24 protein-coding genes are annotated in these 24,744 nt (G+C 60.9%); 15 read left to right on the forward strand and 9 right to left on the reverse strand.

Annotation, left to right across the window (positions count from 1 at the left end; genetic code table 11):
• Nucleotides 1-166 precede the first annotated feature (166 nt).
• Entirely contained in the window at nucleotides 167-1,660 is a 1,494-nt protein-coding gene (locus tag AAIS01_RS23635; RefSeq protein ID WP_343470946.1) for a CoA-acylating methylmalonate-semialdehyde dehydrogenase, read from the reverse strand.
• Between the two features lie 72 nt (nucleotides 1,661-1,732).
• On the reverse strand, nucleotides 1,733-3,082 hold the full coding sequence (gene aptA, locus AAIS01_RS23640) for an omega-aminotransferase AptA (RefSeq protein WP_343470947.1): 1,350 nt from the start codon (nucleotides 3,080-3,082) through the stop codon (nucleotides 1,733-1,735).
• 122 nt (nucleotides 3,083-3,204) lie between these two features.
• Between aptA and AAIS01_RS23645 the strand changes: the two genes are divergently transcribed.
• The 6 genes from AAIS01_RS23645 (at nucleotide 3,205) to AAIS01_RS23670 (ending at nucleotide 9,704) form a co-directional block, all read left to right on the forward strand.
• Nucleotides 3,205-4,125, forward strand: coding sequence for a LysR family transcriptional regulator (locus AAIS01_RS23645; protein ID WP_047227434.1), 921 nt, complete (start codon nucleotides 3,205-3,207; stop codon nucleotides 4,123-4,125).
• Nucleotides 4,126-4,329: 204 nt separating this feature from the next.
• On the forward strand, nucleotides 4,330-4,980 hold the full coding sequence (locus tag AAIS01_RS23650; protein WP_092395974.1) for a TetR/AcrR family transcriptional regulator: 651 nt from the start codon (nucleotides 4,330-4,332) through the stop codon (nucleotides 4,978-4,980).
• 7 nt (nucleotides 4,981-4,987) lie between these two features.
• Entirely contained in the window at nucleotides 4,988-5,569 is a 582-nt protein-coding gene (locus tag AAIS01_RS23655; protein ID WP_343470948.1) for an IMPACT family protein, read from the forward strand.
• Nucleotides 5,570-6,106: 537 nt separating this feature from the next.
• A complete protein-coding gene (locus AAIS01_RS23660) occupies nucleotides 6,107-7,660 on the forward strand; it encodes an ABC transporter ATP-binding protein (RefSeq protein ID WP_343470949.1) in 1,554 nt (517 codons plus the stop codon).
• 11 nt (nucleotides 7,661-7,671) lie between these two features.
• Nucleotides 7,672-8,778: an ABC transporter permease gene (locus AAIS01_RS23665; protein WP_343470950.1), complete on the forward strand. Its 1,107-nt coding sequence runs from the start codon at nucleotides 7,672-7,674 to the stop codon at nucleotides 8,776-8,778.
• Nucleotides 8,778-9,704, forward strand: coding sequence for an ABC transporter permease (locus tag AAIS01_RS23670; protein ID WP_343470951.1), 927 nt, complete (start codon nucleotides 8,778-8,780; stop codon nucleotides 9,702-9,704). Before AAIS01_RS23665 ends, AAIS01_RS23670 begins: the two co-directional genes overlap by 1 nt.
• Before the next feature lie 54 nt (nucleotides 9,705-9,758).
• Here the strand turns inward: AAIS01_RS23670 and AAIS01_RS23675 are convergent, their stop codons facing one another.
• Nucleotides 9,759-10,193, reverse strand: coding sequence for a hypothetical protein (locus AAIS01_RS23675; RefSeq protein WP_343470952.1), 435 nt, complete (start codon nucleotides 10,191-10,193; stop codon nucleotides 9,759-9,761).
• An 82-nt stretch (nucleotides 10,194-10,275) separates the two neighbouring features.
• On the opposite strand from AAIS01_RS23675, the gene AAIS01_RS23680 reads away from it, so the two are divergent.
• The 3 genes from AAIS01_RS23680 (at nucleotide 10,276) to AAIS01_RS23690 (ending at nucleotide 12,946) form a co-directional block, all read left to right on the forward strand.
• Nucleotides 10,276-10,626 (forward strand): MerR family transcriptional regulator, encoded by a 351-nt coding sequence (locus AAIS01_RS23680; RefSeq protein ID WP_343470953.1) that lies wholly within the window; start codon nucleotides 10,276-10,278, stop codon nucleotides 10,624-10,626.
• Nucleotides 10,627-10,651: 25 nt separating this feature from the next.
• Nucleotides 10,652-11,338, forward strand: a complete 687-nt coding sequence (locus AAIS01_RS23685; RefSeq protein WP_343470954.1) for an SDR family oxidoreductase — start codon at nucleotides 10,652-10,654, stop codon at nucleotides 11,336-11,338.
• Nucleotides 11,339-11,587: 249 nt separating this feature from the next.
• Entirely contained in the window at nucleotides 11,588-12,946 is a 1,359-nt protein-coding gene (locus AAIS01_RS23690; RefSeq protein WP_343470955.1) for an 8-oxoguanine deaminase, read from the forward strand.
• A gap of 123 nt (nucleotides 12,947-13,069) precedes the next feature.
• Here the strand turns inward: AAIS01_RS23690 and AAIS01_RS23695 are convergent, their stop codons facing one another.
• Nucleotides 13,070-14,161 (reverse strand): calcium:cation antiporter, encoded by a 1,092-nt coding sequence (locus AAIS01_RS23695; RefSeq protein ID WP_343470956.1) that lies wholly within the window; start codon nucleotides 14,159-14,161, stop codon nucleotides 13,070-13,072.
• 333 nt (nucleotides 14,162-14,494) lie between these two features.
• On the opposite strand from AAIS01_RS23695, the gene AAIS01_RS23700 reads away from it, so the two are divergent.
• From AAIS01_RS23700 to AAIS01_RS23710, 3 genes are all read left to right on the forward strand, one after another.
• The gene (locus AAIS01_RS23700) at nucleotides 14,495-15,577 is read left to right on the forward strand and encodes a BMP family ABC transporter substrate-binding protein (RefSeq protein ID WP_343470957.1); all 1,083 of its coding nucleotides are present in this window, start codon (nucleotides 14,495-14,497) and stop codon (nucleotides 15,575-15,577) included.
• A 144-nt stretch (nucleotides 15,578-15,721) separates the two neighbouring features.
• Nucleotides 15,722-16,687, forward strand: coding sequence for a 2-oxoglutarate and iron-dependent oxygenase domain-containing protein (locus AAIS01_RS23705; protein WP_343470958.1), 966 nt, complete (start codon nucleotides 15,722-15,724; stop codon nucleotides 16,685-16,687).
• An 83-nt stretch (nucleotides 16,688-16,770) separates the two neighbouring features.
• Entirely contained in the window at nucleotides 16,771-17,724 is a 954-nt protein-coding gene (locus AAIS01_RS23710; RefSeq protein WP_343470959.1) for an adenosine deaminase, read from the forward strand.
• A 117-nt stretch (nucleotides 17,725-17,841) separates the two neighbouring features.
• Here the strand turns inward: AAIS01_RS23710 and AAIS01_RS23715 are convergent, their stop codons facing one another.
• The 3 genes from AAIS01_RS23715 to AAIS01_RS23725 all read right to left on the reverse strand — a co-directional run bounded on the left by AAIS01_RS23715 (nucleotide 17,842) and on the right by AAIS01_RS23725 (nucleotide 21,181).
• Nucleotides 17,842-19,224 (reverse strand): MFS transporter, encoded by a 1,383-nt coding sequence (locus tag AAIS01_RS23715; protein ID WP_343470960.1) that lies wholly within the window; start codon nucleotides 19,222-19,224, stop codon nucleotides 17,842-17,844.
• Between the two features lie 90 nt (nucleotides 19,225-19,314).
• Entirely contained in the window at nucleotides 19,315-20,049 is a 735-nt protein-coding gene (locus AAIS01_RS23720) for an ArsR/SmtB family transcription factor (RefSeq protein WP_343470961.1), read from the reverse strand.
• Between the two features lie 202 nt (nucleotides 20,050-20,251).
• Nucleotides 20,252-21,181: a LysR family transcriptional regulator gene (locus tag AAIS01_RS23725; RefSeq protein WP_343470962.1), complete on the reverse strand. Its 930-nt coding sequence runs from the start codon at nucleotides 21,179-21,181 to the stop codon at nucleotides 20,252-20,254.
• 113 nt (nucleotides 21,182-21,294) lie between these two features.
• On the opposite strand from AAIS01_RS23725, the gene AAIS01_RS23730 reads away from it, so the two are divergent.
• Nucleotides 21,295-22,308, forward strand: coding sequence for a zinc-binding alcohol dehydrogenase family protein (locus AAIS01_RS23730; protein ID WP_343470963.1), 1,014 nt, complete (start codon nucleotides 21,295-21,297; stop codon nucleotides 22,306-22,308).
• 221 nt (nucleotides 22,309-22,529) lie between these two features.
• The gene (locus tag AAIS01_RS23735; RefSeq protein ID WP_171061426.1) at nucleotides 22,530-22,700 is read left to right on the forward strand and encodes a hypothetical protein; all 171 of its coding nucleotides are present in this window, start codon (nucleotides 22,530-22,532) and stop codon (nucleotides 22,698-22,700) included.
• Nucleotide 22,701: 1 nt separating this feature from the next.
• Here the strand turns inward: AAIS01_RS23735 and AAIS01_RS23740 are convergent, their stop codons facing one another.
• Together AAIS01_RS23740 and AAIS01_RS23745 are read right to left on the reverse strand one after the other, a co-directional pair.
• Nucleotides 22,702-23,904, reverse strand: a complete 1,203-nt coding sequence (locus AAIS01_RS23740) for a multidrug effflux MFS transporter (RefSeq protein ID WP_343470964.1) — start codon at nucleotides 23,902-23,904, stop codon at nucleotides 22,702-22,704.
• A gap of 94 nt (nucleotides 23,905-23,998) precedes the next feature.
• Complete coding sequence (locus tag AAIS01_RS23745) at nucleotides 23,999-24,196, reverse strand: heavy-metal-associated domain-containing protein (RefSeq protein ID WP_343470965.1); 198 nt, start codon at nucleotides 24,194-24,196, stop codon at nucleotides 23,999-24,001.
• Nucleotides 24,197-24,344: 148 nt separating this feature from the next.
• Here AAIS01_RS23745 and AAIS01_RS23750 point away from each other — a divergent pair, with 148 nt between their 5' ends.
• The gene (locus AAIS01_RS23750) at nucleotides 24,345-24,728 is read left to right on the forward strand and encodes a hypothetical protein (RefSeq protein WP_343470966.1); all 384 of its coding nucleotides are present in this window, start codon (nucleotides 24,345-24,347) and stop codon (nucleotides 24,726-24,728) included.
• Nucleotides 24,729-24,744: the final 16 nt, after the last annotated feature.

Below are 24,744 nucleotides of genomic sequence, written 5' to 3' on the forward strand. Positions count from 1 at the left end.
TTGAAACTCAAGGAGTTTTCCGTTTCGACTGCGCCGGAAGTGGGGCGAATTATAGACTTCCAGAATTTGCCGTCAACACCTATTTTCATATTTCTGTCACAACAGTCAAAAGCCCCCACAAAAACAGAGGCCGGCGTCCAAAGACACCGGCCTCTTCATCTATCGCTTACAAACTCGGGAAAGCAAACTGCGACGCCTCGTGGCTGGCACGCTGTGGCCAGCGCTGGGTAATGGCCTTGCGGCGGGTATAGAAGCGCACCCCGTCCGGACCATAGGCATGCAGGTCGCCGAACAGCGAACGCTTCCAACCACCAAAGCTGTGATAGGCCACAGGCACGGGCAGCGGTACGTTTACGCCCACCATGCCGACTTCGATTTCATCGCAGAACAACCGCGCCGCCTCACCGTCACGGGTAAAGATGCATGTGCCGTTGCCATACTCATGATCGTTGATCAGTTGCATCGCCTCTTCCAGGCTGTTGACCCGGACGATGCACAGCACCGGCCCGAAAATCTCTTCTTTATAGATGCGCATCTCAGGCGTCACGCGATCAAACAGGCAGCCGCCCAGGAAGAACCCCTCCTCATGCCCGGCCACGCTCAAACCGCGACCATCGACAACCAACGACGCACCCGCCGATACGCCATCTTCTATATAGCCGCTGACCTTATCGCGATGCTGACCGGTCACCAACGGCCCCATGTCCAGTCCGCACGATGTACCCGCGCCGATTTTCAGCGACTGGATCTGCGGCACCAGCTTGGCCACCAGCGCATCCGCCACCTGATCGCCGACACACACCGCCACCGAGATTGCCATGCAGCGTTCGCCACACGAACCGTAGGCCGCCCCCATCAGCGCACTGACGGCGTTATCCAGATCTGCATCCGGCATCAAGACCGCGTGGTTCTTAGCACCACCCAGTGCCTGGACGCGTTTGCCGCGCCGGGTGCCCTCGGCATAGATGTATTCGGCAATCGGCGTCGAACCGACAAAACTCAGCGCCTTCACCTCCGGCGCTTCGATCAGCGCATCCACGGCGACTTTGTCGCCATGCACCACGCTCAACACGCCTTTGGGCAAACCGGCTTCCAGAAGCAATTGAGCGATCAGCAACGTCGAACTCGGGTCACGCTCGGACGGCTTGAGGATGAAGCAATTGCCACAAACGATTGCCAGCGGGTACATCCACAGCGGCACCATCGCCGGGAAGTTGAATGGCGTGATGCCCGCCACCACGCCCAAGGGCTGGAAGTCTGACCACGCATCGATGTTCGGTCCTACGTTGCGGCTGTATTCGCCCTTCAGAATCTCCGGTGCCGCACAGGCGAATTCGACGTTCTCGATGCCGCGCTTAAGCTCTCCAGCCGCGTCTTCCAGCGTCTTGCCGTGTTCTTCGCTGATCAACTGGGCGATACGCGACTCGTTCTGCTCCAGCAACTGCTTGAACCGAAACATGACCTGCGCTCGTTTGGCCGCCGGTGTGTTGCGCCAGGCAGGGAAAGCCGCCTTGGCGGCGTCGATAGCCTGCTGGATCGTCGCGCGATCAGCCAGTGGCACCTTATGAATCGCCTGGCCGGTGGAAGGGTTGAACACGTCGGCGGTACGAGCGCTGTCGCTCAACAGTTCGCCATTGATCAAATGCGCAATGAGGCTCATGGGGACTCCAGAATGTTATCCACAGGCGCCCGCTGCCGGACGCCCGTATTGAAAGCTATGTAGAAGGACGCGTCAGTCGAGCTTGTTCAGCACTTCACCGACGGCATCAAACAGGCGATCCAGATCCTGCGCCTTGCTGTTGAACGTCGGCCCGAACTGCAGAGTGTCGCCGCCGAAACGCACATAGAACCCGGCTTTCCACAACGCCATGCCCGCCTCGAACGGGCGTACGATCGCGTCGCCATCGCGGGGCGCAATCTGGATTGCCCCAGCCAGGCCATAGTTGCGGATGTCGATGATGTTCTTCGCGCCCTTCAGGCCATGCAAGGCATTCTCGAAATGCGGTGCGACCTCGGCGACGCTCTGCACCAGGTTTTCCTTTTGCAGCAGATCCAGCGCCGCCAGGCCCGCCGCGCACGCCACCGGGTGCGCCGAATAGGTGTAGCCATGGGGAAATTCCACCGCGTACTCCGGCGTCGGCTGGTTCATGAACGTCTGGTATATCTCGGAACTGGCGATCACCGCGCCCATGGGGATCGCGCCATTGGTGACCTGTTTGGCAATGCACATAAGATCCGGGGTCACGCCGAAACTATCGGCACCGAACATCGAACCGGTACGACCGAAGCCGGTGATGACCTCGTCGAACACCAACAGAATGCTGTGCTGGTCGCAGATTTCCCGCAGGCGCTTGAGATAACCCTCAGGCGGCACCAGCACACCGGCGGAACCGGCCATCGGCTCGACAAACACCGCGGCGATATTGGACGCATCGTGCAGTTCGATCAGCTTCAACAGCTCATCGGCCAAGGCGATGCCGCCCTCTTTCGGCATGCCACGGGAATAGGCATTGCTCGCCAGCAAAGTGTGGGGCAAGTGATCGACGTCCATCATCGCCTGGCCGAACAACTTGCGGTTACCGCTGACGCCGCCAAGGCTGGTACCGGCGATGTTGACGCCATGGTAGCCACGCGCACGGCCGATCATCTTGGTCTTGGTCGCCTGGCCCTTGAGACGCCAGTAGGCGCGGACCATCTTCACCGCCGTATCGGCGCACTCGGAGCCGGAGTCGGTGAAGAACACATGGTTGAGGTTGCCCGGTGTGAGGCTGGTGATTTTTTCCGCCAACAGGAACGACAGCGGATGGCCGTACTGGAAGCCTGGCGAGTAGTCGAGGGTGCCCAACTGTTTGGCGACCGCTTCCTGGATTTCCTTACGGGTGTGCCCGGCGCCGCACGTCCACAGGCCCGACAACGAGTCGTACACCTTGCGCCCTTTGTCATCCACCAGCCAACTGCCTTCAGCGGCGACGATCAGACGAGGATCGCGCTGGAAGTTGCGGTTGGCGGTGTAAGGCATCCAGTGGGCGTCCAGCTTGAGCTGGCTGGCCAGGGAACCGGCAGCATGTTCGGGCATGTTCATCGACAAAACCTCGCAGGAGAGAAGCGACAAGGATCGAAAGGCGTTCTTGCAGCTAACTTGCCACGGCGATAAAGTCGATGAAATCCAACTTTTCTAACCTTCAGTCAGCGGATCACTAAACTATGAGCGCGCGTCGTCCCGATCCGCTGGCCCAGGTCAGCGACTTTGATATTCGTCTGTTGCGCATCTTTCGCAGCGTGGTGGAGTGCGGTGGATTCTCCGCAGCAGAGACGGTGCTTGGAATCGGCCGCTCCGCCATCAGCCAACAGATGAGCGACCTTGAACAGCGCCTTGGCCTACGGCTGTGTCAGCGCGGGCGGGCGGGCTTTTCCCTGACGGAGGAAGGCCGCGAGGTGTATCAGTCGGCGCTGCAACTGTTAAGTGCCCTGGAAAGTTTTCGCACCGAAGTCAACGGCCTGCATCAGCACTTGCGCGGTGAATTGATCATCGGTCTGACCGACAATCTCGTCACCCTGCCCCATATGCGCATCACCCATGCCCTGGCCCAATTAAAGGAACGCGGACCTGACGTGCAGATACAGATTCGCATGATCGCTCCCAACGAGGTCGAACAAGGCGTACTCGACGGTCGGCTGCATGTCGGAGTCGTGCCCCAGGCCAGTGCTCTTTCCGGGCTGGAATATCAACCGCTCTACAGCGAACGCTCGCTGTTGTATTGCGCGGTCGGGCATCCGTTGTTTTATGTGGATGACCAACAACTGGACGACGCTCGCCTCAACAGCCAGGATGCCATCGCACCGACTTTCCGCTTACCCGCCGAGATCCAGGCCCACTACCAGGCACTCAATTGCACCGCCAGTGCATCGGACCGCGAAGGCATGGCGTTCCTGATTCTGACCGGGCGCTACATCGGTTACCTGCCGGATCATTACGCCAGCCTGTGGGTCCAGCAGGGACGGCTGCGCGCCCTGAAGCCCACGGCCCGTTTCTATGATTTGAGCCTGGCGTCAGTTACGCGCAAGGGGCGTCGACCTCATCTGGTGCTGGAGAGTTTTCTCCAGAGCCTGGCGGCCACCCGCTAACGCCTGATCTCTTTGTGGGAGCGGGCTTGCTCGCGAAGGCGATGTCTCTGTCAGCATCAATGTTGAATGACTGTCCGCTTTCGCGAGCAAGCCCGCGCCCACAGGTGTTTAGTCAGGCTTTATATAGCAGAGGCACTTGTCGGATCGCTGCCGGTGCGCTATCAACGCATTTGCTTGCCCCACAGACCCAGCCCGGAAACGCCCATGACCTTTGAAGTCCCTGCCCACGGTGGCAAGCCCACCAGCCGCATTCGTCAAAAGAACGAAGAGACCATCCTCAAGGCCGCCGAAGATGAGTTCGCCCGCCACGGGTTCAAAGGCACCAGCATGAATGCCATTGCCTTGAAAGCCGGGCTGCCCAAGGCGAACCTGCATTATTACTTCACCAACAAGCTTGGGTTGTATGTGGCGGTGCTGAGCAACATCATCGAGTTGTGGGACAGCACCTTTAATACCCTCACCGCCGAGGATGATCCGGGCGAAGCCCTGACCCGCTACATCCGCGCCAAAATGGAGTTTTCCCGCCGCCACCCCCAAGCGTCCCGGCTTTTCGCCATGGAAGTGATCAGCGGCGGCGAATGCCTCACTGAATATTTCAACCAGGATTATCGCACCTGGTTCAACGGCCGCGCGGCGGTGTTCCAGGCCTGGATCGATGCCGGCAAGATGGACCCGATTGACCCCGTGCACCTGATCTTTCTGTTGTGGGGAAGTACTCAGCATTACGCGGACTTCGCCACCCAGATCTGCCGCGTGACCGGTCGCAGCAAGTTGACCAAGCAGGACATGATCGATGCCGGCGACAACCTGATCCGCATCATTCTCAAGGGCTGCGGCCTGAAACCAACCTTTTAAGATTCTCATGCCTTTTACCCTCACCGGCTTTTGCGAATACCGCGAAGAGATTCGCAAAAGCCGCTTCATTACCCTCGCCGCCCCCATCACCAGTCCCGCCGACGCCATGGCCTTTATAGAGCAGCACAGCGATCTGAACGCCACGCACAACTGCTGGGCCTGGAAACTCGGCGACCAATACCGCAGCAACGACGACGGCGAACCGGGTGGCACCGCCGGGCGGCCGATCCTGGCGGCCATCGAAGCCCAGGCATGCGATCAGGTCGTGGTGCTGGTGATCCGTTGGTACGGCGGAATTCAGTTAGGTACCGGAGGATTGGCCCGGGCCTATGGCGGGGGCGCGAACAAATGCCTGCAAAACGCCGAGAAGGTTGAGTTGATCAGCCGTGTGGCGCTGCGCTGCACCTGCGGTTTCGCGGAACTGGCCCTGGTGAAGCTGCGGGTCGCCGAGTGCGGCGGGCTGGTGAACACAGAAAGCTTTACAGCCAATGGTGTGGACTTGCAGGTGGCCGTGGGGCAAGGGCAGATCGAAACATTGCAGAAGCAATTGGCCGACCTGAGCCGTGGACGGATTCTGCTGGCACGTTGAAAGCGAAGGGTACTGCGACTTTTCGGGGCAACGCCCATCGTGCGACTTGCCCACATCCACTGTGCACCCGACTGTGGATAACCTGAGCACATCCCGCTGTAACCCTTCTGTCATGCGGCTTTGCGACCGCTGTTTGTTTTTTGATCAAAGGACTGTTTTTTGTACGAATTCGTCAGAAAAACAAATGCTTGCGGCGTTTTATCACCTTTAGGAGAAAGCCGGGCGCTGGTTATGCCTGACCTTCAGGCTTGCGCACAATAACTGTGGAACATCCTGTGGATAACCCGTTCATGGCTGACGCCGTCCCATGAAAGGCATGGCTCGCAGCCAACTGATCATTTTTTAACCACCCGTTTCAGGGCACAAACAGCCCCCGCCCCCCCCCCTCGCCCCATTGCGGTGCCTATCGACAACGGTAGTCCCGGCGTGCGTACCAAGCCAACAGGCAAAACCCGCGGCTCGCTGACATTTCCTGACCTACTGGCCAGGAAATTGCTTTATCCACAGGTATTCATTTTCATTGATCCGAGCCTGTCCATGTCCGAGCCCGACTCCATCGCGCGCCTGCAATTGCGCAATATCAGCAAACGCTACCCTGGTTGCCTGGCCAATGACGCCATCGACCTGAGTATCCAACCCGGTGAGATCCACGCGCTGCTCGGCGAAAACGGCGCGGGCAAAAGCACCCTGATGAAGATTATCTACGGCGTTACCCAAGCCGATTCGGGCGAGGTGATCTGGCAAGGCCAACGGGTCGACCTGCGCAACCCGGCCCAGGCCCGCAGCCTGGGCATCGGTATGGTGTTCCAGCATTTCTCGCTGTTTGAAACCCTCACCGTGGCGCAGAACATCGCCCTGGCCATGGGCGCGGCAGCCGGCACACCGGCGCAACTTGAACCGCGAATCCGCGAAGTTTCCCGGCGCTACGGCATGGCCCTGGAGCCACAGCGGCTGGTCCACAGCCTGTCGATTGGCGAGCGCCAACGGGTGGAGATCATTCGCTGCTTGATGCAGGACATCCGTCTGCTGATTCTCGATGAACCCACCTCGGTGCTGACACCCCAGGAAGCCGAAGAGCTGTTCGTGACCCTGCGGCGCCTGGCGAGCGAGGGCTGCAGCATTTTGTTCATCAGCCACAAGTTGGGCGAGGTCCGCGCGTTGTGCCACAGCGCGACGGTGCTGCGCGGCGGCCGGGTGTCAGGGCATTGCACACCGGCGCAGTGCTCGGACCGGGAACTGGCGCAGTTGATGGTCGGCGAAGCGGCCGGGCTGATCGCGGACTATCCCAAGGTCAGCGCAGACAAAGCGTTCCTTGAAATTCACAAACTGTCATGGCCAAACCCGGACCCGTTCGGCTGCTCGCTACGGGATATAGACCTTGAGGTACGCAGCGGCGAAATCGTCGGTATCGCCGGAGTCGCGGGGAATGGGCAGGACGAGTGGCTGGCATTGCTCAGCGGTGAAACACAACTGCCCCGTCATAAAGGCGAGACGATACGGTTCGACGGCCAACCCGTGGCGCATCTGCGTCCCGACGCCCGTCGCCGCCTCGGGCTGGCATTTGTTCCCGCCGAACGCCTGGGCCACGGCGCCGTGCCTCAAATGAGCCTGGCGGATAACACCCTGCTCAGCGCCTTCCAGCAAGGATTGATCAGTTGCGGCCTGATTCAACGGCGCAAGGTTGAGCATCTGGCCGAGGCGATTATCCGTCGTTTTGGGGTGAAGACGCCCGACACCCGAACCCCGGCGCGCAGCCTCTCGGGGGGCAACCTGCAGAAATTCATCCTCGGGCGGGAAATCCTCCAACAGCCCAGGCTGCTGGTGGCGGCGCATCCGACCTGGGGCGTAGACGTCGGCGCGGCGGCGACCATCCACAGAGCCCTGATTGCCTTGCGCGATGCGGGTGCCGCCATCCTGGTGATCTCTGAAGACCTCGACGAACTGTTCCAGATTAGTGACCGTCTCGGCGCTTTATGTGGCGGGCGCTTGTCCGCCTTGAGACCCACGGTCCAAACCCGGCTAAGCGACGTCGGCGGCTGGATGGCCGGCCAGTTCGACGCCCCCCAATCCCTCGACCCCGCGACGGTCTAACGGAGTTTTTTATGCTGCTGTCTCTTGAACCCCGCGGCCAACAATCGCGCCTGATGCTTTGGTGCTCGCCGCTGCTGGCTGCCGTCTTGACCCTGGGCTGTGGCTCACTGCTGTTCACCGCCTTGGGACACGATCCATTGCAAACCTTGTATACCTTGTTGATCGCACCGATCAGCGATCTGTATGGCGTGTCCGAATGGCTGGTCAAAGCCTTGCCGATCCTGCTCTGTGCCCTTGGCCTGGCGGTGGCCTATCAGGCACGAATCTGGAACATTGGCGCCGAGGGACAATTGCTCTTGGGCGCCTTGGCCGGCAGCGCTGTCGCGGTGAACATCATCGACATGCAAAGCCGTTGGGCATTGGTGCTGATTCTGCTGACCGGCACCCTCGCCGGTGCCGCCTGGGCCGGGCTCACGGCGTGGCTACGCACGCGCTTCAATGCCAATGAAATCCTGACCAGCATCATGCTCAATTACATCGCGCTGAACCTGCTGCTGTTCTGCGTCCACGGGCCACTGAAAGACCCCGCCGGGTTTAATTTTCCCGAGTCGGCGATGTTCGGCGATGCCAGTCGCCTGCCGTTGCTGGTGGAAGACGGACGGCTTCATGCCGGGTTGTATTTCGCCCTGCTGGCACTGGTGGCGGTCTGGGTGTTGCTGCAGAAAAGTTTTGTCGGGTTTCAAATCAAAGTGTTGGGCCTGGACGCTAGGGCCGCCGGTTTCGCCGGTTTTCGCCAGAAGCCGCTGGTGTGGCTGGCGCTGTTGATCAGCGGCGCACTGGCCGGGCTCGCTGGCGTCTGCGAAGTGACCGGGCCAATCGGCCAACTGGTGCCCCAGGTGTCGCCGGGCTACGGCTACGCAGCAATTACCGTGGCGTTCCTGGGCCGTCTCAATCCCATCGGCATTCTGTTCGCCAGTCTGTTGATGGCCCTGTTGTACATCGGCGGCGAAAGCGCGCAGATGTCGCTGAACCTTCCCCAGGCGATCACCCAGTTGTTCCAGGGCATGATGCTGTTTTTCCTGTTGGCCTGCGACGTACTGATCCTGTATCGGCCGCGCCTTAACCTGCGCTGGGCCCGGCGCACCCGGACCACCGCCGTACAGGCAGGAGCGCTGTGATGGATATCGACCTGTTGAGCAATATTTTCTACGCCATGATCCGTTGCGGCACACCGTTGCTGCTGGTGGCCCTGGGTGAGCTGATCTGCGAGAAAAGTGGTGTTTTGAACCTGGGCCAGGAAGGCATGATGCTGTTCGGCGCGGTGATCGGCTTTATCGTCGCGTTCAACAGCGGCAACCTGTGGCTGGGCGTGCTGCTGGCAATGGCCGCCGGGATGCTGTTGTCGGCGCTGTTCGCGTTGGTAGCGCTGGCGTTCAACGCCAATCAGGTAGCCACCGGGTTGGCGCTGACGATTTTCGGCGTGGGGCTGTCGAGTTTTGTCGGAGCAGCCTGGGTCGGCAAGCCGCTGGCGGGGTTCGAGCCGCTGGCGATTCCCTACTTGAGTGACATCCCGTTGATCGGGCGGATGCTGTTTGCCCAGGATCTGCTGGTGTACCTGTCTTTTGCACTGTTCGCCCTGGTGGCTTGGGTGATTGTGAAAAGTCGCGTCGGGCTGATCATCCAGGCGGTGGGGGAAAACCCCGATGCCGCCAGTGCCATGGGCCTGCCGGTGTTACGGGTGCGGACCCTGGCGGTGCTGTTCGGCGGCGCCATGGCCGGGCTGGCGGGTGCCTATCTATCACTGGCCTACACGCCGATGTGGGCCGAGAACATGAGCGCCGGGCGCGGCTGGATCGCCCTGGCGCTGGTGGTGTTTGCCAGTTGGCGAGTCTGGCGCCTGCTGCTGGGTGCCTATCTGTTTGGCCTCGCCAGCATCCTGCATCTGGTGGCCCAGGGCTTGGGGCTGGCGATTCCGTCGAGCTTGCTGGCGATGCTGCCGTATGCCGCGACCATCGTGGTGCTGGTGTTGCTGTCCCGGGATGCCGTGCGCACCCGGTTGTATGCGCCGGTGTCACTGGGGCAGCCTTGGCAGGCGGGGCATTGAGGGCACCTGTGGCGAGGGAGCTTGCTCCCGCTCGACTGCGCAGCAGGCGCTTTCCTATGAGGAGTGCTGCGCCCTCCAGCGGGAGCAAGCTCCCTCGCCACGGATGGGCAGTGCCTGCATGACACCCCACACCACCTCCAGAAACAGGAAAACCCACAACACCGCACTGGCCCCATGAAGCAATGCATACAGCATCCAGGCTGCAAACAAAAACCGCCCCGCCGCGTCATAACGCCCATACAGCGGCTGCGGATCCCGAATCCGCAGCACCGACCACACGCAAACAATCGAGCCCAGCAGATTCGCCATCAGCACATGCGCCGGTGCAAACGGCGGCAGTTCTCCAGGCAGGTCAAATAGCTGAGTCAGGCTCATCAACACACCATGCAACGCCGCAAAGCTCCACGGCGTGGCCAGCACGGCCGACACGATAAGGTCGTACCAGGCGCTGCCGCGCACCACCTGGCGATATTGCATCGAAGTCCACATACACTTTGCTCCAGATAATTGGGGGAGCGAAAAGCCTAAAGCCTGGGGTATGCTCCAGGGTCAAGCCCCTCCGGAGTCGTCCATGCGTATCGGTGAATTAGCCCAAGCCTGCGCCGTCAGTCGAGACACCCTGCGTTTCTATGAACAGCGGGGCCTGATCGCGGCAACGCGCAGTGCCAATGGCTATCGCGACTACCCCGCCGACGTGGTGCAACTGGTGCTCTACATCAAGACCGCTCAGCGCCTGGGCTTTACCCTCGGCGAGATCGGTAACAGCGTCGCCGCCCTGTGGCACACACCGGACCCGGACCGCGCCGTGACGCAATTGCTGCAAGACAAACTGAACCTGATCGAAACCCGCATGACCGAACTCGACGCGCTGCGTCATGAGCTGAAACTACGGCTCGGGCAACGTTGTCCATTAAATCCGTGACCTTTTTTCATCAAGGATGCTCCTCATGAATTCGGCAAAAACCGCATTGATCATTGGCGCCTCCCGGGGCCTGGGCCTCGGTCTGGTGAAGACGCTGCTGAGCGATGGCTGGAATGTGACCGCCACCGTGCGCAACCCGCAGAACGCCGAGGCGTTGAAGGCGCTTGGGCCGGTGCGGATCGAAAAACTCGACATGGACGACCAGCAGGCCGTCATCGCCCTGAGCCAGCAGCTCAAGGGCGAAACCTTCGACCTGTTGTTCGTCAATGCCGGTGTCAAAGGCCCGGACAACCAGAGCCCCGGCGGCGCGACGCTGGCCGAGGTCGGCCAGTTGTTCTTCACCAACGCCGTGGCGCCGATCAACCTGGCTCAGCGTTTCGTCGGCCAGATCCGTAACGGCAGTGGCGTACTGGCGTTCATGAGCTCGGTGCTGGGCAGCGTGACCATGCCTGACGCCCCGGAACTGGCGCTGTACAAGGCCAGCAAGGCGGCGCTCAACTCCATGACCAACAGCTTCGTCAGCCAACTGGGCGAGCAGACATTGACGGTTCTGTCGCTGCACCCGGGCTGGGTGAAGACGGACATGGGTGGCGAAGGGGCGGACATCGATGTCCAGACCAGCACCCGAGGTCTGATTGATCAGGTCAATGCCTTTGCCGGCAAGGGTGGGCATCATTTCGTCAACTACAAGGGCGAGACGATTCCCTGGTAACCCAAGCCTTCCCCCTGTGGGAGCGAGCCTGCTCGCGATTGCGGTCTAACATTCACCATGATGTCGACTGACACACCGCTATCGCGAGCAGGCTCGCTCCCACATTTGAGCCTCAGCGAACTCTGGAAATGTGCCAGGCAACCTGAGTAAACTCAGCACCTCGCCCTACCCAACGGGCGACCCTGGATCAGCAGACAGGGCATCACTGAGCTGGCTAACCTGAACCCACTTTCAGAGGAGCCGGCCACCATGCCTGCGACCCGTACCTGGTTAAAAAATCCCCTCGCCATCTTCACGGCCAACGACCTCGATGCCCGGGGTGGTCTCGTCCTGCAAAACGGCGTGATCGTCGAGTTGCTGAGCGCCGGCCAACACCCCACCCAGGCCTGTGACACAGTCTTCGACGCCCGCGAACATGTGATCCTGCCGGGGCTGATCAACACCCATCATCATTTCTACCAGACCCTGACTCGCGCCTGGGCGCCGGTGGTGAACCAGCCCCTGTTCCCGTGGCTGAAAACCCTCTACCCGGTATGGGCGCGGTTGACGCCGGAAAAGCTCGCCCTGGCGAGCAAAGTGGCGCTGGCCGAATTGTTGCTTTCAGGCTGCACCACTGCGGCCGATCACCACTATCTGTTTCCCGAGGGCCTGGAAAATGCCATCGATGTGCAGGTGCAAAGTGTCCGTGAGCTGGGCATGCGCGCGATGCTGACCCGCGGCTCCATGAGCCTGGGCGAGGCCGACGGAGGCTTGCCGCCGCAACAGACTGTGCAGCAAGGTCAAGTGATCCTCGAGGACAGCCAGCGGTTGATCAGCCAATATCATGAGCGCGGCGACGGTGCGCAAATCCAGATTGCCCTGGCGCCTTGTTCACCGTTTTCGGTCACGCCCGAAATCATGCGCGCCAGCGCCGAGCTGGCGGAGAAACTCGACGTACGCCTGCACACTCACCTGGCCGAAACCCTCGACGAAGAGGACTTCTGCCTGCAACGCTTCGGCCTGCGCACCGTGGATTACCTGGACAGCGTCGGCTGGCTCGGCCCACGCACCTGGCTGGCCCACGGCATTCATTTCAACCCGGATGAAATCGCTCGTCTCGGCGCCGCTGGCACCGGCATCTGTCATTGCCCGAGCTCCAACATGCGCCTGGCCTCGGGCATCTGCCCGACCCTGGAACTCAACGCCGCCGGCGCTCCGGTGGGCCTGGGCGTAGACGGCTCGGCGTCCAACGATGCGTCGAACATGATCCTGGAAACCCGCCAGGCGTTGTACATCCAGCGCCTGCGTTATGGCGCGCAGGCGATCACCCCGCAACGCGTGTTGGGCTGGGCGACCCGCGGTTCGGCGCAGTTGCTGGGGCGCAGCGACATCGGTGAGCTGGCCGTGGGCAAGCAGGCTGACCTGGCGCTGTTCAAGCTCGACGAACTGCGCTTCTCCGGCAGTCACGATCCAGTCTCGGCCCTGCTGCTGTGCGGCGCGGACCGGGCAGACCGGGTGATGGTCGGTGGGCAGTGGCGGGTCATCGACGGGCAGATCGAGGGGTTGGACTTGAAGGGGTTGATTGCTGATCACAGCCAGGCGGCGCGGGAGTTGATCGCCGGCGCCTGAGCCACCTTGAAATATCCTGTGGGAGCGGGTTTGCTCGCGAAAGCGGTGGCACATTCAATGTAGTGGTGGCCAGACACACCGCCTTCGCGAGAAAGCCCGCTCCCACATTGCTTTTGCGCCGACCTAAAGCCCGAGCAACGACAACATGATAAACGTCGCGAACAACACAAAATGGGTCATGCCTTCAATGGCATTGGTTTCCCCATCGTTGAGGTTGATGGCGCAGACGATCAAGGTGATGAAGATCATCACCGTCTGCACCGGAGTCATTGCCATCTGGAACGGCTGGCCGGTGTAGAGCGCCATCGCCTCCATCACCGGCACCGTGAGGATCACGGTGGACAGCGAAGCCCCCAAGGCGATATTCACCACCGACTGCATGCGGTTGGCCAACGCTGCGCGCAGAGCGGTGAGGATTTCCGGTGCCGCGGAAATGGCGGCCACCAGAATCGCCGTCATCACTGGCGGCGCCCCGGAACCTTCCAGCCCCAGGTCGATGGCTTTGGACATGACTTCGGCCAACGCGCCGATCACCACGACGCCAAACACCAGCGCCGCGATGGAGAGCGTCAGGCTGATGGGTTTCGGCTGGTTTTCCACCGGCTCTTTGCGGCGGCGTTTTTCCGGGTAGCTGTAGCTGAAAAAGTAACTGTGCGGCCCTACCTGCATGCGCAGGAACAGGGTGTACAGCACGATCATCGCGCCGATGGTGAATGCCGAATAGAGCTTCCAGCTCTCCTGGGGAATGAACTCCGGCACCACCATCGACACGCCCATGGCGGTGAGAATCATCACGCTGTAGGTGCGCGCCGAATCATCGTTGTAAGCCTGCTCGCCATGCTTGATTCCACCCATCAGCGCGGCAAGGCCAAGAATGCCATTGATGTCGAGCATCACCGCTGAATAAATGGTGTCGCGCACCAGCGTCGGCGAGGCTTCGTTGCTCATCATGATCGCCAGGATCACCACCTCAACCAGCACCGCGGACAGGGTCAGGATCATCGTGCCGTAGGGATCGCCGACCTTCTCTGCCAGCAACTCGGCGTGATGGGCCACACGCATGGACGCCGCGACGATAAAGCTGATCAGGACCAAACCGCCGAGCAACGCCACGACCTGGCCACTGCCCAGCAGCCAGTGTTCCAGCGGGTAGGCGACACAGGCGGCGAGCAAGGCCAGCAGCAACAGTTTTTCTTGCTTGATCAAAGTCAGCATCGCGGGCCTATCAACGTGAGCGGGGTCTTGAGCTACTGACTATGGGGGGACGCGAACGTTTCGTTCGGTGTGGCGCACCAGGGGGTGGCGCGTGAGAAGCCGGTGCACCTTTATTGTTCTCAGGGGCCTCATCGCGGGCAAGCCTTGCTCCCACAGGTATTGCAGCGCAATTGTTAGAGCAAGCCTGATGCAACATGGTTTGGCCTTGCGCTTGTGGGAGCAAGGCTTGCCCGCGATGACTGCATCAAGCTGTCGAATATTTGTTGTCTTGTTGGTCAGCATTTTGCATTAACGCTGTTCAGCCAACCTCACAACAAAATGGAGTTCGAGTTCATGCACAAGCGTCCCTTGAAGATGTTGCTTTGCGCCGTCGCTGCAACTGTCGGTCTGAGTGCCGGCCTGAATGCCAGCGCCGCCGACCCGCTGAAGGTCGGTTTCGTATATATCGGCCCCATCGGTGACCACGGTTGGACCTACCAGCATGAACAGGGACGCAAGGAACTGGTGGCGAAACTCGGCGACCGGATCACCACCAACTACGTGGAGAACGTGCCCGAAGGCGCTGACGCCGAGCGGGTGATCCGCAACATGGCCAAGGACAAATACGACCTGATCTTCACCACGTCTTTCGGCTACATGAACCCGACACTGAAGGTCGCCAAGCAATTCCCCAAGGTGACCTTCGAACACGCCACCGGCTACAAGCAGGACAAGAACCTGGGCACTTATCTGGCACGCACCTATGAGGGTCGCTACGTCGGTGGCTTCATCGCGGCAAAGATGACCAAAAGCAAAAAAATCGGCTACGTCGCCTCCTTTCCGATTCCAGAAGTGATCCGCGATATCAACGCTATCCAACTGGCGCTGAACAAGTACAACCCCGGCACCGAAATCAAAGTGGTGTGGGTCAACTCCTGGTTCGATCCAGGCAAGGAAGCCGATGCCGCCAACGCCTTGATCGATCAGGGCGTGGACGTGGTGTTCCAGCACACCGACAGCCCGGCGCCGATCCAGGCCGCCGAGCGGCGCGGCGTCTACGCCGTCGGCTACGCTTCGGACATGGCCCACTTCGGTCCCAAGGCGGTGCTGACCTCGATTGTCAACGACTGGGGCCCGCACTACATCCAGGCGACCCAAAGCGTGCTCGACCACAGCTGGAAATCCCAGGACTACTGGGGCGGCCTGAAGGAAGGCACGGTAAAGCTGCCGATCAGCGACCTGGTGCCCGCGGCGGTCAAAGGCGAAGCCGAGCAGATCATCGCCGACATCGAGAGCGGCGCTTTCCATCCGTTCACCGGGCCGATCAAGGACCAGGCCGGCGTCGAGAAAATCCCGGCAGGCGTGATCGCTACCAATGCGGAACTGGCGTCGATGAATTATTACGTCGAAGGCATGAAGGCTGAGATTCCCAAATAATCCCAGCCCCAACACATCACCCATGTGGGAGCGGGCTTGCTCGCGAAAGCGGCAGCACATTCACGATAGAAGTTGCCGGACACACCGCCTTCGCGAGCAAGCCCGCTCCCACATGGGGCCCTATTTCAAATTCAGGAAAGCCGCATGAACAGCCTTCCCATCATCGACATCAGCCCGCTCTACGGCGATGTCCCCAGCGCCTGGCAATCGGTCGCCAACCAGATCGACCAGGCCTGCCGCCAATGGGGCTTTTTCTACATCAAGGGTCACCCCATCAGCCCGGCGCGCATCACCGAAGTCCTGGGCCATGCCCAACGCTTCTTCAGGCTGCCGGCAGAAGAAAAACTCAAGATCGACATCACCCAGACCCGCCATCATCGCGGCTACGGCGCCGTCGCCACCGAACAACTGGACCCGGCCAAACCCAGCGACCTGAAAGAAACCTTCGACATGGGCCTGCATTTGCCGGCCGATCATCCCGACGTACTGGCGCATAAGCCGCTACGCGGCCCGAACCGCCACCCGGACCTGGCGGGCTGGGAACCCCTGATGGAGCAGCATTACCGTGACATGCAGGCACTTGCCCAAACCCTGCTGCGCGCCATGACCCTGGCCCTGGGCATCGAGCGAGACTTCTTCGACACGCGATTCAACGAGCCAGTGAGCGTGCTGCGCCTGATTCACTATCCGCCGCGTCACACCGCCAGCTCTACCGAGCAGCAAGGTGCCGGCGCCCATACCGATTACGGTTGCATCACCCTGCTCTATCAGGACGCCGCCGGTGGCCTGCAAGTGCGCAACGTCAACGGCCAATGGATCGATGCACCGCCCATCGACGGCACGTTCGTGGTCAACCTCGGCGATATGATGGCGCGCTGGAGCAACGACCGTTACCTGTCCACCCCCCATCGAGTGATCAGCCCGCTGGGGGTGGACCGTTATTCGATGCCGTTCTTTGCCGAGCCGCACCCCGACACGCTGATCCAATGCCTACCCGGTTGCCAGGATGACGCCCATCCACCGAAGTATCCGACCACCACCTGCGCCGAATTCCTGCTGTCGCGCTTCGCTGACACCTATGCTTACCGGCGGGAACACCAGGCGGTGTAGTGGATCAGCCGGTCAGGTTTTACCAGACATTGCGGCCAGCCCCTGTAGAATGCCTGCCATCGATTCGCTGATGAGAAAAGAACATGTACGACTGGCTGAACGCCTTGCCCAAGGCTGAACTGCACCTGCATCTGGAAGGCTCGCTGGAGCCCGAGCTGCTGTTCGCCCTGGCTGAACGCAACAAGATTGCCTTGCCGTGGAGCGACGTGGACACCCTGCGCAAGGCCTACGCCTTCAACAATCTGCAGGAATTCCTCGACCTGTATTACCAGGGCGCCGACGTGTTGCGCACCTCCCAGGATTTCTACGACCTGACCTGGGCCTACCTGTTGCGCTGCAAGGCACAGAACGTGATTCACACCGAACCGTTCTTCGACCCGCAAACCCACACCGACCGCGGTATCCCATTCGAAGTGGTGCTCAATGGCATCGCCGCTGCCCTCAAGGACGGTGAACAGCAACTGGGCATCAGCAGCGGCCTGATCCTGAGTTTCCTGCGCCACCTGAGTGAAGAAGAGGCGGAAAAAACCCTCGACCAGGCACTGCCGTTCCGCGATGCGTTCGTGGCCGTGGGCCTGGACAGTTCGGAAATGGGCCACCCGCCGAGCAAGTTCCAGCGGGTATTCGACCGTGCGCGCAACGAGGGCTTCCTGACCGTTGCCCACGCCGGTGAAGAAGGCCCGCCCGAATACATCTGGCAAGCCCTGGACCTGCTGAAGATCCAGCGCATCGACCACGGCGTGCGGGCCATTGAAGATGAGCGACTGATGCAGCGGATCATCGACGAGCAGATCCCGCTGACGGTCTGTCCGTTGTCCAACACCAAGCTGTGCGTGTTCGACGACATGGCGCAACACAACATCCTCGACATGCTCGAACGCGGTGTGAAGGTAACGGTCAACTCCGATGACCCGGCGTACTTCGGCGGCTACGTCACCGAGAACTTCCACGCGCTGCACACCCACCTGGGGATGACCCAGGACCAAGCCACGCGCCTGGCGCAGAACAGTCTGGATGCGCGACTGGTAAAACCCTGAGACTTAGCCCCCCCTGTGGGAACGGGCTTGCTCGCGAAGGCGGTGTGTCAGTGACCTTCTGATCGACTGATACACCGCCTTCGCGAGCAAGCTCGCTCCCACATCAGGTGATTGCGTTTAGCCGGCCACCGTACCCTCGCTCAACTCCTCCAGCGTCTTGCCCCGCGTCTCCATTCCGAACAGCCAGACCACCCCCGCCGCTACGGCGAAGCACAGCGCGCCCAGGGCGAACACACCGCCCTGCCCGGTAATGGGAAACACCAACCCGGTGACCAACGGCCCAAGCAGCGAACCAATACGACCGACAGCCGAGGCAAAACCCGAACCCGTGGCCCGGGCCGAGGTGGGGTACAACTCCGGCGTGTAGGTGTAGAGCACCGCCCACATGCCGAACAGGAAAAACTGCATCAAAAGCCCGGTGCCAATCAGCAGGCCCACGTTGCCGCCAAACACCGCACTCTGGCCATAAAGAAACGCCATCACCCCACCCCCCAGCAGCGTGACCACGCACACCGGTTTACGTCCCCAACGCTCCACCAACCACGCCGCCATGAGGAAGCCGGGGATCCCGCCCAAGGAAATCAGCACGGTGTAATACACCGACTGGGTCACGGCGAACCCCGACTGCTGCAACAACGCACTGAGCCAGGACGTCAGGCCATAAAAACCGAGCAAGGCGAAGAACCAGACGCTCCAGATCATCATCGTGCGCTGGCGATACTGCGGTGACCAGATCTGCGCCAGGGCCGAAAAGAAATTGCCCGGCGTGCTCTCGCCCCTCGGCAGGCGAATAGGCTCCGGCAGCTCCCGACGGCCCAACGAGGCGCGAACCTTGTCTTCGATGCGCCTGAGCACGTCATCCGCTGCCTCAACCCGCCCGGCCTGTTCCAGCCAGCGCGGCGACTCCGGAATGAAGAAGCGAATGACCAGGACGAACACCGCTGGCACCGCCAACACCAGGAAGATGTCGCGCCAGCCGATCACCGGCAACAGAAAATACGACAGCACGCCCGCCGCCACGAAACCCAACGGCCAGAAACCGTCCATCAACGCGATATAGCGGCCCCGGCGTTTGGCCGGAATCAGTTCCGAGAGCATCGACTGAGCGATTGGAAACTCCATGCCCATGCCGATCCCCAGCAGGACGCGAAACAGCATCAGTGAATCAACGCTCTGGGCGGTGGAGCACAAATAACTGGCGACGCCCCACAACACGATGCTCCACTGGAACACCGGCTTGCGCCCGAACCGATCGGCCAGCATGCCCGACAGCGACGCTCCCAGGACCATGCCAAAAAAACTGGAGCTGGCGAGCAAACCCGCCTGGGCGGTGCTTAAACCAAACTCGGCTTTAATTGAGCCCAGCAGGAACGTCATCATGGCCAGGTCCATGGAGTCGAAAAAAAATGCCAAGGCGATGATGATGAAAATAATCCGGTGGTAACCGCTGATGGGCAGTCGCTCCAGACGTTCCGCCGCGCTGTAGCCGTGAATATCCATGCTGTTTCCCCCCCAATCCAAAAAAATCCCAGGATCGAGTGTGCGCGAACCGTGCTGGAGGCTATTGCTGAATACGACCTGTCGGCAGCCCTAGAACGCCATTTCCACAGCGTCCTGCGTGGCGAACCGATGAATTTCCTGCTGGCCAAGCACCGTCACCTGCAACGCCCTGGAGTCGTTGGGCAGGCTGAGCCAGCCGGACTGCATGAACAGCTGCAGCAACGCCGCCCCCAAGGCGCCACCCAAGTGTGGACGCCGCTCGCTCCAGTCCGGGCAGGCACAAGCGGTGCGGGCGTTGCGGTGGGCCAGCGCCTGGATGAACAGGCCGCGCCCGGCCAACTCATTGGCGCCTTTGTGAGTCACGATCACCCGCTGGTCGCCCTGCTCGATCCATCCGGCGTCCAGCAGGCGCTGATACAGGTCCGCCGCCAGGGTGCCGCCCAGATGGTCCTCGCAAAGCCTGGCCCGCATCAACGAAGCGGGAGCCGACGGGGCCTTGGCCGGCATGACCCCGCGCTTGAAGACATCCGGAAGCTGCCGCGGCGTACTGGCCAGGGTCGCACTGGCCAGCGCTTCGACGGCCGCGCCGATTTCGGGTGCCGCCAGGCGGAAAAAACGTTTGCGGCCACGGGCTTCGACTTTCAACAGGCCACCGGCGGCCAGACGGCCCAGATGAGCGCTGGCCGAAGACGGCGACAGCCCAGCCAGCAACGCCAGCTCTTCAGCCTGCCGCGCCGTGCCGTCCATCAAGGCCCACATCATTGCGCTGCGTTTTGGGTCGGCCAGCAGCGTGGCGATCTGGCTGATGCAAGGTGCATGTTCCATGTATTCACTCCCTGTTGAATCATTCGTCTACTGCTCTGGCGCATAGCGACCAGCAATGGGGCCGCCCAAAGCGGCTCGACCGCCGCAAAACGCGCGTCACTTCAGGCGGCCGCTAGTATAAGCGTGCAGGTCAAGGTTTCCTGTCCTCCGGAAACCTTTGGAGGCGATTGTTCGTGAGGGAAAAGTCTCTATTTACGCGCGACTAATGGTCGTCCCCTGTCGAGCGTGCAAATTGTGCCGTCAACCGGCCGCAACGGAGCTGGAGCATTTCTCGCAGCAGATTGATGGGCTTGCTCAGTTGCGCTCGGTGAGCACACAGCAGATTGAGCGGGGCGCGTTCGCATTGCAGATGCGGCAGAAGGATTTTCAAACGTCCGGCCAACACATCGGTTGAAACGTCCAGCCAGGACTTATAAGCGATCCCCGCGCCAGCCACCGCCCAGCGACGCACCACATCGGCATCGTCGCTAAAACGGTCGCCGCTGACGGTCAGGCTCATTTCCCGTTTACCGTCATGAAAGCACCAACGGTCGTGAACCCGCGTGCCGAGCATGTACAACAGGCAATTGTGCTGGGCCAGGTGTTCCAACTGACCTGGCTCGCCATGCCGAGCCAGGTAACCGGGCGATGCACACAACACCCGGCGATTATCCGGCGCGACAGGCAGGGCCACCAGGCTCGAATCTTCCGGCTCGCCATAACGCAATGCGACGTCCACCGGCTGTTTGAACAGGTCAGCGATGCGATCACCCAGCAACAGTCGCACCGTCAGCCCCGGATGCTCCTCCTGGAACGCGTCCAGCCAGGGCAGCAGCAGGTTGCGTCCCAAGTCCGAGGGGGCGGACAACTGCAACACCCCGCTGACCTGATCCTGGCCGCTGGTCAATAACCTGCGCCCTTCGTCAAGGCTGCTCAGCGCGGCGCGGGCATACTCAAGAAAACCTTCGCCTTCGGCCGTGAGGCGCAAACTGCGGGTAGAACGCGCTAACAGCCGGGCGCCCAGGTGCTGTTCTATGCGCTTCAATGCGGCGCTGGCCACCGCCGCCGAGAGGTCCATGGCCCTGGCTGCGGCAGAAAGGCTGCCCAGGTCTGCGGCCCGGACGAACAATTGCAAGTCGTCGAATCGAAGCATGACGGCCTCATTATCAAAAAAACATTGAAAGAGCCTGTTGTTTTAGCCGGTTTTATCCCGCGGATAAATAGCTAACCATTGCCGTCATCGAACTCACTTCAAGGAGCCACTCAATGAAAGCCGTCGCCTACTACCATTCGTTACCGATCACCGACCCGCAATCGCTGCAAGACATTGAACTGCCGGAACCCACTGCCGGTCCTCGGGACTTGCTGGTGGAAGTCAAAGCCATTTCGGTCAACCCGGTCGACACGAAAATTCGCCAGAACGTCCAGCCCGAGGGCGGCGCAGCCAAAGTGCTGGGCTGGGACGTGGCCGGCGTGGTCAAGGCGGTGGGCAACGAAGTCACGCTGTTCAAGGCCGGTGACAAGGTGTTCTACGCCGGCTCCATTGCCCGCGCCGGCGGCAACAGCGAGTTGCATGTGGTGGATGAACGCATCGTCGGCCACATGCCCAAGACGCTCGGTTTCGCCGAAGCCGCTGCCCTGCCGCTGACGGCCATTACCGCGTGGGAGTTGCTGTTCGAGCGCCTGCAAATCCAGGAAGGCCAGGACGAACAGGGCCAGAGCCTGTTGATCGTCGGCGCTGCGGGAGGTGTAGGCTCGATACTGACGCAACTGGCCAGCCAGCTCACCGCACTGAAAGTGATTGGCAGCGCTTCCCGGCCGCAGACACAGGATTGGGTACGAGGCCTGGGTGCCGACCTGGTGGTGGACCACAGCCAACCGCTGAGCGATGTATTAAAGGAAGCAGGCCAGGCTCAAGTGACCCATGTCGCCAGCCTCACCCACACCGACCTGCATCTGGATCAATTGGTGGAGGCCCTGACGCCCCAGGGCAAACTGGCGCTGATCGATGATCCCAAGGCGCTGGATGTGAGCAAGCTCAAGCGCAAGAGCCTGTCGTTGCATTGGGAGTTCATGTACACCCGCTCGCTGTTCGAAACCGCGGACATGATTGAACAGCACAAACTGCTCAACCGCGTCGCCACGCTGATCGACGCAGGCACATTGCAGACCACCGTGGGCGAGCACTTTGGCACCATCAACGCCGAGAACCTGCGCCGGGCCCATGCCCTGCTGGAAAGCGGAAAATCCAAGGGCAAGATTGTGCTTGAAGGTTTCTGACCGCCGATAAGGGGGCGGTTTCTGTGGAGGCAAAGCTTGCTCGCGATGAAGGTAGCGCGGTTCCCGTCAGGCCAAGTCGTCGCGTATCGCGAGCAAGCTTTGCTCCCGCAAAAAAAACCTGCACCGTCAGTCTGAGAATTGACCGTTGTCACAATTGCGATCGCATTCAGGTCTACACTCGAGGCCTTTGCAGCGCAATCTTTTACGTGAGGAGGTCAGCAATGAAGATCCTGATAAAAGAAGTGGCAAAATCCCAGTGGCAGGTGCGTCTTGACCAACACGTCGTGACCTTCCGCACCGAGGCCGAGGCCCAGGCTTTCGCCACCACCCTGCAAGCGCGTATTCACGCCCCTCACCGCTACCCCGAACAGCAGCAGCGAGCGGCCGGCTGAATCAGTCCTGGCCACTGGCTTGTGCCAGTGTCCGGGCCTGTTGCAGGCGGCGGGTCAGCATCGCTGCACCCACCACCAATAGCCCGCAAAGGCTGATGACCATCGCCATCGGCACGGCAGTGCCATCGTGCAGCGCCGCCACCAATGCGGCGGCACCGGCGGCCACGGAAAACTGCAGGCATCCCAGCATCGCCGACGCGCTACCGGCGCGAGCGCCCTGCCCGCTCATGGCGCAAGCCGAGGCATTGGGCAGGATGCAACCCAGGCTGGCGATGCAGATGAACAGCGGAATCAATAACGGCCACAACCGCTCAGTGTGCAAGGAACTGACTGCCAACAAACTCAGGCCGGCGGCGAGATAGACCCACACCGCCCGCGACAGCAGGAATGCCGGGCCACGTTTGGACAACAACCGAGCGTTGACCTGAGCCACCAGGATAAAACCCGCGGCGTTGGTGCCAAACAGCCAGCCGAAGTGTTCGGCCGGTACGCCGTAGAGCTTGATAAAGACGAAAGGCGAACCGGCTATATAGGCAAACATCCCGGCGATAGCGATGCCACCCGTCAAGGCGTGCCCCAGGAAGACCGAGTCGCTCAACAGTCGACCATATTGGCGCAACGCCCCGGACAAGGGTTGACGAGGGACATGGGCCGGCAGACTTTCCGGCAGCCACATTGCCACAGCCGTCGCCGCCAGTGCGCTGAAGACCGTCAGGGCAATGAAGATCGATTGCCAACCATGCAGGTTCACCAACAGTCCGCCCAGCATTGGCGCGAGAATCGGCGCCAGCCCCATCACCAGCATCAGTTGCGAGAACACCTTGGCCGAGCCCACCGCGTCGCATTTGTCACTGACCACCGCTCGGGAAATCACCATACCGGCGCATCCCCCCAGGGCCTGAACGAAGCGGGCACCGATCAGCCATTCGAGATTAGGCGCGTAGGCACAGGCCAGAGACGCCAGGGTGAACAGGCCGACGCCTGTCAGCAATGGAATACGCCGTCCGAAGCGATCCGCCACCGGTCCATAGGCCAGTTGCCCAATGGACAATCCCAGAAAATAAGCCGCCAGGGTCAGCTGGATGTGATTTTCGTCGGTGCCGAAGGCAGTCGCCATGGCCGGGAAAGCCGGCAAATAGAAATCGATCGCCAAGGGACCGAAGGCGCTCAAGGCGCCAAGAATCAGAATGGTACGGAAGTTCATCGGGCGTCCAGTTCAGGCGTCAGTCAGCAGCCCGACAGTCTAGCCGTGCCGGGCGCTCTTGAACATTCCGATAGGTCGCTAACTATTAAATACCTCAGGCGATTCGGGCTTCGTACCCCTCCTCTTTAATGGCTTGGATCACGGCATCGACCGACAAAGAACTCTGGACCTGAACAGTCCTGGCGCTCAGATCGATCTGTACATCCGCCGCCGGGTCCTTGGCCTGTACAGCCTGGGTGATGGCCTTGACGCAGTGACCGCAGGACATTCCCTGAACATTGAATGTTTGCATGAAATAACTCCTTGGGATTGAGGTTGCCGGCAGTTTCAAGCTTGCCATCATGGAAAGGTCAAGTTCTGACGAAAACTGCCGGGCTGGCAATCGGCGTCAAGCTCGGCCAAGCTGCACACATCAAGGATTTCACACCGGAGGTTCAGCCATGCGCTGGTCAGCGTTCAGCCTGTTTTGCATGCTCGGTTTGTCAGCGGTGAGCCCCCAGGCATCGGCCGTCGGCGAAGACTACGGCGTGCTGATCATTTCCCGCGAGCGCCTGGAAGTGCCGACTTCCTGCGAGATTGGCATCTATATCGGCGATCAGCTCTCGGGACGTTTGTTCCAGGAACAGAGCACCTCCTTCAACTTGCCACCCGGAAAATTCTCCTTGCGCTTGAAGCTGCTGCCGGGCCAGACGCCGGGCTGTAGCCCAGGCATGCTTGCGCCAGGGTCGCAGGATGTCACGCTCAAGGCGGGCGACATACTGAAGTTCCGCATTGCCATGACCCAGGAAGGGATGTATCTCAAACCGACTGGGCTGGGTTACTGACCCCTTAGATAAAAAG

The sequence above is a fragment of the Pseudomonas halotolerans genome (assembly GCF_039581215.1).
Taxonomy (GTDB): domain Bacteria; phylum Pseudomonadota; class Gammaproteobacteria; order Pseudomonadales; family Pseudomonadaceae; genus Aquipseudomonas; species Aquipseudomonas tehranensis.